Origin of the sequence: Paraburkholderia sp. JPY465 (assembly GCF_050436725.1) — a bacterium.
Classification (GTDB): Bacteria; Pseudomonadota; Gammaproteobacteria; order Burkholderiales; family Burkholderiaceae; genus Paraburkholderia; species Paraburkholderia youngii.
In genome coordinates this window covers 2,679,715-2,692,557 of sequence record NZ_JBNDMT010000002.1, presented here as the reverse complement: position 1 = coordinate 2,692,557, position 12,843 = coordinate 2,679,715, and the positions used below count along the sequence as shown (strand labels likewise).

General features: G+C 66.1%; 9 protein-coding genes, 1 pseudogene and 2 riboswitches. Of the genes and pseudogenes, 6 read left to right on the top strand and 4 right to left on the bottom strand.

Annotated features, from left to right (window positions below):
* Positions 1 to 243 precede the first annotated feature (243 nt).
* The gene (locus QFZ94_RS14510; RefSeq protein WP_429457673.1) at positions 244 to 1,188 is read left to right on the top strand and encodes a flagellar brake protein; all 945 of its coding nucleotides are present in this window, start codon (positions 244 to 246) and stop codon (positions 1,186 to 1,188) included.
* A gap of 65 nt (positions 1,189 to 1,253) precedes the next feature.
* Here the strand turns inward: QFZ94_RS14510 and QFZ94_RS14505 are convergent, their stop codons facing one another.
* The 4 genes from QFZ94_RS14505 to cobW all read right to left on the bottom strand — a co-directional run bounded on the left by QFZ94_RS14505 (position 1,254) and on the right by cobW (position 7,936).
* On the bottom strand, positions 1,254 to 1,793 hold the full coding sequence (locus QFZ94_RS14505) for a vWA domain-containing protein (RefSeq protein WP_429457791.1): 540 nt from the start codon (positions 1,791 to 1,793) through the stop codon (positions 1,254 to 1,256).
* Between the two features lie 131 nt (positions 1,794 to 1,924).
* The gene (locus QFZ94_RS14500) at positions 1,925 to 3,016 is read right to left on the bottom strand and encodes an ATP-binding protein (protein ID WP_429457671.1); all 1,092 of its coding nucleotides are present in this window, start codon (positions 3,014 to 3,016) and stop codon (positions 1,925 to 1,927) included.
* Positions 3,013 to 6,831 (bottom strand): cobaltochelatase subunit CobN, encoded by a 3,819-nt coding sequence (gene cobN / locus QFZ94_RS14495; protein ID WP_429457669.1) that lies wholly within the window; start codon positions 6,829 to 6,831, stop codon positions 3,013 to 3,015. The genes QFZ94_RS14500 and cobN overlap by 4 nt, the downstream gene beginning before the upstream one ends.
* Positions 6,832 to 6,844: 13 nt before the next feature.
* Positions 6,845 to 7,936: a cobalamin biosynthesis protein CobW gene (cobW, locus tag QFZ94_RS14490; protein ID WP_429457668.1), complete on the bottom strand. Its 1,092-nt coding sequence runs from the start codon at positions 7,934 to 7,936 to the stop codon at positions 6,845 to 6,847.
* 202 nt (positions 7,937 to 8,138) lie between these two features.
* A riboswitch (cobalamin riboswitch) is annotated at positions 8,139 to 8,416 on the bottom strand.
* Positions 8,417 to 8,496: 80 nt separating this feature from the next.
* A riboswitch (cobalamin riboswitch) is annotated at positions 8,497 to 8,764 on the top strand.
* A gap of 246 nt (positions 8,765 to 9,010) precedes the next feature.
* Here cobW and cobA point away from each other — a divergent pair.
* The 5 genes and pseudogenes from cobA to bluB all read left to right on the top strand — a co-directional run.
* Positions 9,011 to 9,736: pseudogene (gene cobA / locus QFZ94_RS14485) on the top strand (uroporphyrinogen-III C-methyltransferase); the annotation flags it as partial.
* Between the two features lie 63 nt (positions 9,737 to 9,799).
* Positions 9,800 to 10,234, top strand: a complete 435-nt coding sequence (locus QFZ94_RS14480) for a cobalamin biosynthesis protein (protein ID WP_429457789.1) — start codon at positions 9,800 to 9,802, stop codon at positions 10,232 to 10,234.
* Positions 10,231 to 10,833, top strand: coding sequence for a cob(I)yrinic acid a,c-diamide adenosyltransferase (gene cobO, locus QFZ94_RS14475; RefSeq protein ID WP_013091616.1), 603 nt, complete (start codon positions 10,231 to 10,233; stop codon positions 10,831 to 10,833). Before QFZ94_RS14480 ends, cobO begins: the two co-directional genes overlap by 4 nt.
* A 3-nt stretch (positions 10,834 to 10,836) precedes the next feature.
* Positions 10,837 to 12,162, top strand: a complete 1,326-nt coding sequence (locus QFZ94_RS14470) for a cobyrinate a,c-diamide synthase (RefSeq protein ID WP_410849871.1) — start codon at positions 10,837 to 10,839, stop codon at positions 12,160 to 12,162.
* Positions 12,146 to 12,805, top strand: a complete 660-nt coding sequence (bluB, locus tag QFZ94_RS14465; RefSeq protein WP_429457667.1) for a 5,6-dimethylbenzimidazole synthase — start codon at positions 12,146 to 12,148, stop codon at positions 12,803 to 12,805. The genes QFZ94_RS14470 and bluB overlap by 17 nt, the downstream gene beginning before the upstream one ends.
* The last annotated feature ends 38 nt before the right edge of the window (positions 12,806 to 12,843 follow it).

Below are 12,843 nucleotides of genomic sequence, written 5' to 3'. Positions count from 1 at the left end.
GCGGTCGACAACACGTCAAGCCCCTTCTGCGAATTTCTTTTGGGAGCAAAGACTCTCATCTCAATCTCATTGCCCACATTCACAAAAGAGTCAACTCACGTCAGATCAAAAAAGAAGCAAAATTAGTTAGCCCTCCGATTCAATCCGTCGAAGTCCGGAAACCCACCACCGCTCCCCAAGTTAAAGTTTTACCCCTCCTCGCCGTCAATCAGATCATCCCGCCACTTAAATTAGCTGCCGACTATGGACCATCCCGTCGACGCACACGTCGAGGAAACCCAGCGCGCCGCTGCATCGCCGGCGCTCGAGCCTGATTCGGTGCCGGTAGGCACGCCGCTGCCATGGCCGATCGTCGATGCCGACGGCACGCTGCTGTTCGCAAGCGCGACGACGCTCGCGACCACCGACGAACGCGACTTTCTGTTTCAACACTTCCGCCCGCACCGCGGCGACCTGCACGACCTCGGCACACAACAACCGCCGGCGCCCACGGCCCAGCCTGACCAGCTCGCCGAGCTGACGCTCAAGGATATGCACCTCGAGATCGGCGCATTGATCGGCATGCGCTCGCAACTCGGCAGCGGCGCGCCGATGCACCCATGCCGCATCATCGGTTTCGCGCCGAATCATGCGCTGTTCGTCACGCCGCCGATCCAGCAAGGCCAACCGCTGCCGCTCACGCCCGGCGAGAACGTCGAGCTCGTGGCGATCGCGAGTCAGGCCGTGTTCCGTTTCGTCTGCACGGTCGAAGCGGTCTGCCGCGTGCCGTTCGACTACGTCGTGTTGTCGAGGCCTGGCATGGTCCGCCGGCTACGCGAGCGCAAATCGATCCGCGTCCACGCGCATCTGCCCGTGCGGTTTGGCATAGGTGGAGCCGGCGACACGTACGAGGGCCTTGGCGTCGCCAAGGGCATCAGCGCGCTCGGCATGTCGTTGTGTGCGTCGTGGACACTGGGCGAGGTCGGCGACCGACTGCGCATCGCATTCCGGCTGAAGTCGGCCGAGTTCTATTCGCAGATCGAGACGACGGCAGTGATCCGCAACGTTCAGAAGGGCAAGACGCCTGGCGAGCCGTCCATGCATGGCCTCGAACTGGATCAACTCGATTCCGCTCAACAGATGGCGATGAAGGTCTTCGTGTTCGATCGTCAGGAAGACGTGCAGCACTGGTCCAACGGACTCCAATAAGCGCTCCGGCTGGCAACCAACGCGCGCGCGAACGGAGCAGTCCGAGCTCTCTGCGCACACATCGATCAGCCGATCAACTCTTCAGGCGTCAACCGCCGCGCTCCCCACGCATTGGCGAGCATTTCGCAACGGCCGAGCCGTATCGCACCACGCTCGAAATCGACGAACACGACTTCGTCGGCGCCGGCCGGCCGCGCGGGTTCGTCGCGCGTGCGGCCGTCGGTCAGAATCCAGAGCCAACGCTGCTGGGCCGGCCGTCGCCGCGCGCAGCGCTCGAGCAAATGCGCGGCGCTCCGCACGCCCGACGCGAGCGGCGAGCCACCGCCTCCGCCCACGGGCGCGAGCCTTCGCTCGTTCCACCAGCGCGGCACGGCGGGGCCGAAGCGTACGTCAGCGCCCGCACCACCGAAGCAGATCAGCGCAGCCTCGGCGCGCATCGCACTCGCACGGTCGAACAAGGCAGTCAGTAGGCCCTTCGCGAGCGCAAGGCGTTGGCCCGCCAGCATCGACCCGGAGCAATCGAGCACGAAGCAATGCAGCACTCCGCCGCCCGGCGCTTCGCGTGCGAAGCGCAGATGCTCGCGACGCAGCGTGCGCTCGCGCATCGCGGCGAGCGTCGGTGGCCATGCAATGCGCCGGCCCGGTTCGCCGCGCGACCTATCGCGCAAACCCGCTCTGACGCCTTGCGGCCATCGAAAACCGCTGCGCGAGTCAGCGGCGGCGCCCTTCCGATGGCTCAGCGTTTTTTTGCGTCGAGCGGAATGACGCCTTTGACAGGCACAGTCCCGGTCGGCTCGGGCGGCAGGTAGCCCCAGTCGGGGTCGGCGGAAGATGTCGCCGAATTGCCAGACGCCCCCCCAACGACTTCCTGCGATCGCGCCTCGCTGTCCGGCTGACGCTGATTCGCAGGCTGCGAATCATGCTGACGCCGCCGATGAAGCAGCACCGCATCGGCGACGCAATCCACATGTCCGACCGTCACCGCATCCCTCTGTTCGAATGCGGCCAGCGCGCGCGCCGCGCGCAGCATCACGAGGTCGGCGCGCAGGCCGTCGACGGCTGCGTCAATGCACAGCGCGCTCACACGCGCATGGACGGCGTCATCGAACGCAAGCAGCGGCAGCGCCGCGCGCGCCGAGCGAATTCGCTGCACGTATGAAGCCTGCTGCTCCGCATAAGAGGCACGAAACCCCACGGGATCGAGATCGAACGCGAACCGCGCTTTGACGATCGCCTGCCGCACCTGCGGCTCGAACGCGTTCTGCAACTCCACCATCAGACCGAAGCGGTCGATCAGTTGCGGCCGCAACTCGCCCTCTTCGGGATTCATCGTGCCAATCAGCACGAAACTCGCGTCATGACTGTGCGACACGCCATCGCGTTCGACGGTATTCACGCCGCTCGCCGCCGCATCGAGCAATGCATCGACGAGCGCATCGGGCAGCAGATTGACTTCGTCGACGTACAGCACGCCGCGATGGGCCTTCGCGAGCAGCCCCGGCGAGAAGCGCACCGAGCCGTCGCGCAGCACGGTTTCGATATCGAGCGTGCCGATCAGACGATCCTCGCTCGCGCCAAGCGGCAGGTTCACGAGCTGCCCTTCCGGCAGCAGCTCGGCAAGCGCGCGCGCGGCAGTCGACTTCGCGGTGCCGCGCGGTCCGCTGATCAGTACGCCGCCCAAGCCCGGATCGATCGCGGCAAGCACCAGCGCCTGCTGCAACGAGGCCTGGCCGATCAGCGCGGCAAACGGAAAAACCGGCCGCGACGCCGTGCCCGAAATAGAGCCCGCGCTGCCTAGGTCGTCCGTTCTTCGCATCGCTCCATTCATGTTTGTCTTCCTTCGATCTGCTGTTCGCTCGCAAGCAGATGCGCTTCCACCTGCGCGCGATAGTCGCCCGGCTGCTGCCACAGCCCTCGCTGCATCGCTTCGAGCAAACGCTCGCAGATCGAATGCAGCGCATGCGGGTTGTGCCGCTGCATGAACGCGCGGGTATCGGCGTCGTTCAGATAAGCATCGGCAACGAGCGCGTATTGATGATCCGCGATCACGCGCGCGGTCGCGTCGTAGCCATACAGATAGTCGACGGTCGCGGCGATTTCGGCCGCGCCCTTGTAGCCGTGGCGCTTCACGCCATCGAGCCATTTCGGATTGACCACGCGCGAGCGGATCACGCTCGCGATCTCCTCCTGCAACGTGCGCACGCGCGGCGCGGCAGGATTGCTGTGATCGGCGTGATAGACATGCGGCTGCTCACCGGCCAGATGCCGTACCGCCGCGACCATGCCGCCCTGGAACTGGTAGTAGTCGTTCGAATCGAGCACGTCGTGCTCGCGGTTGTCCTGATTCTGCAGCACGACGTCCATCGCTGCGAGGCGCGCGCCAAATGCGCGATGCGCCTCCTCACCCGCGGCCTTCTGCGTGTACGCGTATCCGCCCCAGGCCTGATACGCGTTCGCGAGATCGGCGTCGGTCTGCCATTGGCGCGAGTCGATCATCTCCTGCAGACCTGCGCCATACGCGCCGGGCCGCGCGCTGAACACGCGCCAGCCGGCGCGCTTGCGCGCATCGACCGGGTCCATGCCGCTCGCAATCAACGCATCGCGTTCGCGCTGCACACGCGCGCGAATCGGATTCAGCTCCGCCGGCTCGTCGAGTTCGGCAACCGCTTGCACGGCCGCATCGAACAGATGCATCACGTTCGCGAACGCATCGCGGAAGAAACCGGATACGCGCAACGTGACGTCGATACGCGGCCGATCGAACGCTTCGATCGGCATGATCTCGAAGTCCGTCACGCGATGACTGCCCGGCGCCCACTTCGGCCGCACGCCGAGCAGCGCGAGCGCCTGCGCGATATCGTCGCCGCCGGTGCGCATCGTTGCGGTGCCCCAGACCGACAGGCCGATCGCGCGCGGATAATCGCCATGCTCCTGCAGATGCCGCTCGATCAGTTGCTGCGCCGATTTCAGGCCGAGTGCCCACGCGGCTTGCGTCGGCACCGCGCGCGTGTCGACCGAGTAGAAGTTGCGGCCGGTGGGCAGCACGTCGGGCCGTCCGCGCGACGGCGAGCCGCTCGGACCGGGCGGCACGAAACGTCCTTCGAGGCCGCGCTTGAGCTGCGTCATTTCCTGCGGGCCGCATGCGTCGAGGCGCGGCAGCACGTCGTCGCGCAGGCGTGCAATTACCTGTGCCGCTTGCTGCAGACTTTCGTCGGCTACAGGAACGGCCTGCGAACGATCCGCGTCATCGCAATCGACACCGCAGACGCCGCGCAACAGCTCGCCCGCGAGCAACTCCAGCCGCTCGCGCGTATCGCCGTAATGCCGCCACGGTGCATCGCTGATCCGCCGCAAGACATCAGGACGTGGGCCGTCCCATGCGGCGGCCCAATCCACGCCCAACGGATCGAACAGATGATCGATGCGCAGATCGCGCGCCAGCGCGTCGACGAGCCCAGCCTTGCCGCCCTGTCCATCGCCGATCGGAAAGCGCCCGAGCGCGAGCAGCGTGTCGCGCCGCTGCACGCCGCGCGGCGACTGCCCGAACGTATGCAGGCCATCGCGAATCTGCGCTTCCTTCAGCTCGCACAGCCACGCATCGACGCGCGTGAGCAGCGCGTCTTCATCGTCCTGTCCGTCGGGCGCCGCGAGACTCAGCTCTTCGTGCAGCCGATGCTCGACGATCGTCGTCAGAATCGTGCGACGCAAGAGCTTTGCGCGACGCGAATCGACCATCAACGCTTCGTAGTATTCGTCGACCTGGCGTTCGAGGTCCTGCAGCGGCCCATAGTTTTCAGCGCGCGTAAGCGGCGGCATCAGATGATCGATGATCACCGCCTGCGCACGCCGCTTCGCCTGGCTGCCCTCGCCCGGATCATTGACGATGAACGGATACAGATGCGGCATCGGTCCGAGAATCAGATCGGGCCAGCACGCGTCGCTCAACGCGACACTTTTGCCCGGCAGCCATTCGAGGTTGCCGTGCTTGCCGACGTGCACGACCGCGTCGATGCCGAACTGGTGGCGCAGCCAGAAGTAGAACGCGAGGTAGGCATGCGGCGGTACGAGCTCCGCATCGTGATAGCTCGCGTAGTCGCCTTGCTCGCGCGAACGCGAAGGCTGAATGCCGACGAACACCTGCCCGCAGCGCCAACCCGCGATCATGAAGCGGCCGCGCCGCAGCGTCGGGTCCTCTTCGGGCTTGCCCCAGCGCGCGTTCAACGCGTCGCGCACGCTCGCCGGCAATGCGTTGAAATGCGCGAGATAGTCGTCGAGCGCGAGACTTTGCAGGGCCGGACGCAGATCGCGGACGACCGGATCGTTGGTCACGCCCTCGGTCAGCCTGTTCAACAACGCGTCGCCGTGCTCGGGCAGTTCGCCGACACGATAGCCCTCATCGCGCAGCATCGACAGAATGCCGACCACCGATGCCGGCGTGTCGAGCCCGACGCCATTACCGATGCGCCCTTCACTCGTCGGATAGTTCGCGAGAATCAACGCGACTTTCTTGTCGGCGTTATCGAGCGAACGCAAACGGCACCAGCGGCGGCTCAGCTCGGCGAGAAAACGCACCCGTTCGAGATCGGGCTGATAGCGGACCACATCGACCTGGGTACGCGCACAGCGATACGCGAGACCCTTGAAACTGATCGCGCGCGTAATGATGCGCCCGTCCACTTCGGGCAGCGCGACGTGCATCGCGATGTCGCGCGAATTCAGGCCGTGGTTGTCTTTCAGCCAATCCTCGCGATTGCCGCCGCTCAGGATCACCTGGAACACCGGCGCGTCGCCGGCGAGCGCGAGCGGCTCGGGGTCGTCGATCGCGGACGCGGCGAACGCGGTCGTGTTCAGCACCAGCGCGACGCCATGTTGCGCGCACAGCGACTGCACGACATCACGGCTCATCGCATCCTTCAACGACGTGATCGCGAGCGGCAGCGGATTGAGCCCTTGCGCTTCGAGCGCATCGATCAGCGCATCGAACACCGCGGTATTGGCGGCCTGCAGATGCGCCTTGTAGAACAGGATCGCGACGACGGGCGCGTCCTGCCGCCAGCGCGCCTGCCAATCGGCGACGGTAGGCGTATCGCGCTCGGGGTGATACAGCGACGCGGCCGGCAACGCGCGCGGCGGCTCGGGCTCGCGCCCCCAACCGAGTGCGCGATACGCGATGCAGCGCAAAAACGCCTCGGCGTTCTGCGGACCGCCCTCGCGCAGGTAGCGCCACAACTGCTGACACAACTCGGCGCTCGCGGTGCTGCGCGCGAGCAGGTTCGGGTCCTCCTGCAGATCGCCGGAAAACATCGCGAGCGTTTGCTGTTTGCGCTGCGCGAGCGCGACGACCTGCTCGATGCCGTACGGCCAATACGCTTCGTCGCCGAGATGATCGACGACGACCACGCGCGCATGCTGCAACACGTCGTCCAGATAGAAATCGACCGAGGCCGGCTGACGCAGATACGTGACGTTCGCAAGCCGCACGCTCGGGAAGCCGTCGCCAAGACGCGGCACCACGCTCGCGAGCAGCGACAGCGTGGTGTCGGCGGAACTGAGCACGACGATATCGGCGGGCTGCTGATCGATGCGGATCACGCCCTGCGTATCGTCGACGAAACCGCCCGGCGTCGTGCGCAGCAGATGCATGCTGGTGCGCCCGTTATGCCGTCGCGTTCGACGTCGCGCCGAGCGCCGCGTCGAGAGCCTGTTGCAGCGCGGGTCGATCGAGGTCTTCTCCGATCAGCACAAAGCGGCTCAGGGCGCCGTCGCCGTTTTCGCCCGCCTGCCAGCGCCGGTCGAAGTAGCTGTCGAAGCGCCGGCCCACGCCCTGGATCACCAGACGCATCGCCGCGCCCGGCAGTGCCGCGAAGCCTTTGACACGGTAAATCGTGTGGTTTTCGACCAGCGTCTGCAACGCGGCGAGCGCCGCGTCGCGCGACGGCACCGATGCCTGCACGACGACCGAATCGAACTCGTCGTGGTGATGATCCGGGTCGTCGGCGGAACCGTGGTGGTCGTGCCGCAGGTGGATCGTCTGCTCCGACGCCGCTTCGAGCCCCAGCAGCGTATGCAGGTCGAGCTGCCCCTGCTGCGCGCGCACGATCTTTACCTGCGGCGGAATCTCCGCGCGGATCGCGGCTTCCACTTCGTGCTGCCGCGCGTCGTCGATCAGATCGGTCTTGTTCAGAATCACCAGATCGGCGGCCGACAACTGGTCTTCGAACAGCTCGTGCAGCGGTGACTCGTGATCGAGGTTCGGATCGGCCTTGCGCTGCGCATCGACGGCGACCGGGTTCTCGGCGAACTGGCCGCTTGCGGCGGCCGGGCCGTCCACCACCGTCACCACCGCGTCGACCGTGAAGCCGTTGCGGATCTGCGGCCAGTTGAACGCCTGCACGAGCGGCTTCGGCAATGCGAGCCCCGAGGTTTCGATCAACACGTGATCGAGTTCGTCGCGCCGCTCCGCGAGTTTTTCCATCACCGGGAAAAACTCTTCCTGCACGGTGCAGCACAGACAGCCGTTCGCGAGTTCATACAATTGCCCTTCGGTCTCGACGCCGTTTTCATCGCAACCGATGCCGCAGCCCTTGAGGATTTCGCCGTCGATGCCGAGTTCGCCGAACTCGTTGACGATCACCGCAATGCGCTTGCCGCCCGCATGCTTGAGGATGTGCCGCAGCAACGTCGTTTTGCCACTGCCGAGAAAGCCGGTGACGATCGTGACGGGAATCTTGCGCAATTGAGTTTGCATCGTGAGGTCCATCCCTTTGCGTTGCATCGGTCTGCCGCAAAGTCCGCGCATCGGTCGGCATCGGCTGGCGAACGGAGCGAATGAATCACGCGCACAGTACCAGCGATCACCAGACACGGGGACGAACGACGGCATTGCCGCGACAACGGAAATACAGAAAACGGAACTGAGGTCATGAACGCGCCGCCGCATCCCCGCGGCGGTCGTTCTGCTTCTTCGGGCCGGTATCCGGGCTGGCGAAAGCGCCGCTTCCCCTTCCCGGCCGAGTGGTTTCTCGTCCAGTGGTGATATGTCGACGCGACCTTGCGCGAGGACATCGAAGCCGGCACCGCGGTGCCCGGCTATCAACCCGGAACCGCTTTTCGCTTACCGTTGCGGGGACAGCACAGGTTAGCCGCTCTAGCGCAGATGGCTCCCTGTTTCCCGTTTAACTGCATGCGCACGAACGCGCACGCGAGCACCCAAAGTGCGTGCGAGTGTAGGCCCCCGGGCATGCGCAGTCAAGGAACGCAGGCCGCCGGAAAGCGTCGCCGAGGCTTATCTGGCAAGGCGCCATGTGCTATCGTATGCGCGCGTTTGGTGCCCGCACATGCACTCGCATGTGCAGTTAAACGGGAAACAGGCAGCGCGTCGCGCGTTCAACCTGTGCTGTCCCCGCAACGGTAAGCGACCTGCGGCGCGCGATTCGATCCAGCTTCGATTCCACCGTGCCGCGCATGCGTTTTTTGATGCCACTGCCCCGCGAATCCGCAGATTCGCAAACAAGGACGGGAAGGCGAAACGCGTGAGGCCGCCAGCCCGGATACCGGCCAGACGCGGAGGCGGCGCCGCATGCACCCGTGCATCAGGTTGCGCCGCCGGCCGCCGGAATCCGCGGGGAACGGATGTGAAGGCGTAGAAACGTGGCATCGCGCGTTTCGTGGCGTTCTCTCTCTGAAGAATCCGCCGCGAGCCGCATGAGTGGCCGCGCCTGGATTCGCTGTATTGCATGACCTCTATATTCACTGCCGCGTGCACCGTCGCACGCCGCTCCTCTCCTCCCATCTCCGCATGGCATGCGCCATGCACGCCGCGATGACGCGCGCCTGGCTGATCGGCGCCGGTCCCGGCGACGTCGAACTGATGACGCTGAAGGCCACCCGTGCGCTCGCGCAGGCCGATGTCGTGCTGGTCGACGATCTGGTCAATCCCGACGTACTGCAGTTCGCACGCGCCAACGCGCAAGTCGTGTACGTCGGCAAGCGCGGCGGCCATCCGTCGACGCCGCAAGCGGACATCGTCGCGCAAATGCTCGGGCATCTGCGCGCGGGACGCAGCGTCGCGCGGCTCAAGGGCGGCGATCCGTTCGTGTTCGGCCGCGGCGGCGAAGAATTGCAGGCGCTGCAGGCGGCGGGCATCGAAGTCGACGTGATCAACGGCATTACGGCCGGCATCGCCGCACCCGCGACGCTCGGCATCGCGGTCACGCATCGCGATTACGCGCAGGGCGTCGTGTTCGTCACCGGCCACGGCGCCGGCAACGGCGAACCGGACTGGGCCGCGCTCGCCGCGACCCGCATGACGATCGTGATCTATATGGGCATGCGGCGGCTCGGCGAAATCGTCGCCGCGTTGCTCGCGGCCGGCATGTCCGCCGATACACCCTGTGCGGCGATCGAATCGGCGACGCGGCCCGAGCAGCGTCACGTGCTCGCGCCGCTGCGCGAGTTTGCCGAGGCGGTCGTGCGCGCAGGGCTCGGCTCGCCGGCGATCGTCGTGATCGGCGGCGTGGCCTCGCTCGCGCTTGCACGTGAAGCGGCGAACCGCGACGGCCGAGTCGATCACGAACAAGCTGCGAGCGCGCTCAAAACGCTAAGCGTCGGCATAGGTTGCCGCTTGCACAGCGATGCCGGCGACATCGAAGCCGCCGTGCGCGCAGCACTCGGTTCGAATGCCTTCGAGCGGATTCGCACCATCGCGACGATCGACACCAAAGGCAACGAAGCAGGTCTGCTCGAATTCTGTTCACGCCATCAACTGCCGCTGCAACTGTTCAGCCGCGAGCAGATCGCGGCCGCGCCGGTCGCGGCGCCGTCGGCGGCCGCGCGCGCGCATCTTGGTGTCGACGGTGTGTGCGAACCGTGTGCGCTACTGGCGGCAGCAGCTTCGGTCTCCGCGACAATCGCGCAAACCGCACGTCTGGTCGTACCCAAGACCACGCACGCTGGTATCACCATTGCAATTGCGGCGGCGACCGACACCGCACCCGGCGACGTAGCGCCCTTCCATCCCGCCCCTCAAGACCAGGACCTTCGATGAAAACCGACCCCGAATCGCATCAACGCATGACCGAGCGCCGCCGCGAAGGCCACGAAAAGAAGCAGGCCAGCGCGACCGTCGAAAAAGGCCTGCTGATCGTCAACACCGGCACGGGCAAGGGCAAGAGCACGGCCGCGTTCGGCATGGCCGTGCGGGTGCTCGGCCACGGCATGCGGCTGGGCGTCGTGCAGTTCATCAAGGGCGCGCTGCATACGTCGGAGCGCGATTTCCTCGGCGCAATCGCGCAATGCGATTTCGTCACGATGGGCGACGGGTATACGTGGAACACGCAGAATCGCGAAGCCGATATGGCGACCGCGCGCAAGGGCTGGAACGAAGCGCGGCGGATGATCGAAAGCGGCGACTACCAGATGGTGATCCTCGACGAGCTGAACACCGTGCTGAAGTACGAGTACCTGCCGCTCGACGAAGTGCTCGCGGTGATCAAAGCGCGCGCGCCGATGCTGCACGTCGTCGTGACCGGACGCCATGCGCCCGATGCGCTGATCGAAGCCGCCGACCTCGTCACCGAAATGCGCGCGATCAAGCATCCGTATCGCGAGCAGGGTGTGAAGGCGCAGCGCGGCGTGGAGTTCTGAGCGATGTCCGCATCCCCCAAGGGGACTTCCTCCGCTGCGTGCCCCGCGCTGTTCATCAGCGCGCCCGCGTCGGGACAAGGCAAGACCACGATCACCGCGGGTCTCGCGCGCTATCACCGGCGGCTCGGACGTCGCGTGCGCGTGTTCAAGAGCGGGCCGGATTTTCTCGATCCGATGATCCTCGCGCGCGCGAGCGGCGCGCCGGTGCTGTCGCTCGATCTGTGGATGGTCGGCGAAAGCGCGTGCCGCAACCTGCTCGCGCAGGCGGCGCAAGAAGCCGACCTGATCCTGATCGAAGGCGTGATGGGCCTGTTCGACGGCACGCCGAGCAGCGCCGATCTGGCGACCACGTTCGGCGTGCCAGTGCTTGCGGTGATTTCGGCGCAGGCGATGGCGCAGACCTTCGGCGCGCTCGCGTTCGGCCTTGCTCGCTTCAGACCACAACTGCCGTTTCATGGCGTGCTCGCGAATCGCGTCGGCTCGGCTCGGCACGCGCAGATGCTGCAGGAAGCGCTGCCGCCCGAACTGCGCTGGTGCGGCCACATCGCCGCGAGCGACGAGATCACGTTGCCCGACCGCCACCTCGGCCTGCATCAGGCCGATGAAATCGACGATCTCGAAGCGCGCCTCGAACGCGCGGCGGATACGCTCGCGTCGACCGCGCTCGCCGAACTGCCGCCGCCGGTCGATTTCGGCGCACCGTCGCCCGAAGTGCTGCCGCGTCTGCTCGAAGGCAAGCACATCGCGATCGCGCGCGATGCCGCGTTCTCGTTCATCTATCCCGCCAACCTCGCGCTGCTCGAAGCGCTCGGCGCGCGGCTCAGCTATTTCTCGCCGCTCGCCGACGAAGCGTTGCCCGCCGACACACATGCGCTCTATCTGCCGGGCGGCTACCCCGAACTGCAAATGGCGACGCTCGCTGGCAACATGCGCAGCGCGGCATCGATCCGCGCGCACGTCGAGGCGGACAAACCGGTGGTCGCCGAATGCGGCGGCATGCTCTACCTGCTCGACACCCTGACCGACGCGCAAGGCAAGAGCACGCCGATGCTCGGCCTGCTGCCCGGTCACGCGGAGATGCAAACGCGCTTCACGTCGCTCGGCATGCAGCAGATCGACGGCCTGCACGGCACGCTGACCGGCCACACGTTCCATTACTCGAAGCTCGCGACATCGCTCGAGCCGCAGCGCTTCGCCACCCGCGCGCACAGCGACACGCCCGGCGAAGCGGTGTTCCGCGTGGGTCCGATTGTGGCAACCTATATGCACGCTTACTGGCCCTCCAACCCGGCTTTCACGGCCGCCCTCTTTCATGGCGAAGCCTTTTGACGACTCCGAGCGCGACGCGGTCTATCGCGCGATTTACGAACGCCGCGACATGCGCCACTTCGTGCCCGATCCGGTCGATTCGGCGGTGCTGCGGCGTCTGCTCGACGCGGCGCATCACGCGCCGAGCGTCGGCTACATGCAGCCGTGGCGCATCGTGCGCATCACCGATGCAGCGCTGCGCACGGGCTTGCGCGACATCGTCGAGCGCGAACGGCTCGCCACCGCCGACGCGCTCGGCAAGCGCCGCGACGAATTCATGAAGCTGAAGGTCGAAGGCATGCGCGACTGCGCGGAACTGCTGGTGATCGCGTTGATGGACGGGCGCGAGCGACACGTATTCGGCCGTCGCACGCTGCCGGAGATGGACCTCGCGTCGGTCGCGTGCGCGATCCAGAACATGTGGCTCGCCGCACGCGCCGAAGGACTCGGGCTTGGATGGGTGTCGCTGTTCGAGGTCGACGCGGTGCACCAGCTACTGGCGATGCCGGAAGGCGCGCGGCCGGTCGCGATTCTGTGCCTCGGCCACGTCGATGCGTTCTACAGCGAGCCGATGCTCGAAACGGAGCGCTGGGCGAGCCGTCTGCCGCTAGGCGATTGCGTGTTCGAAAACCGCTGGCCAGGCGGCGAGCCGGCGCAGGAATAACCGACACGCGCGGCTCCGGCGACTCGAAGCTGCGTTAT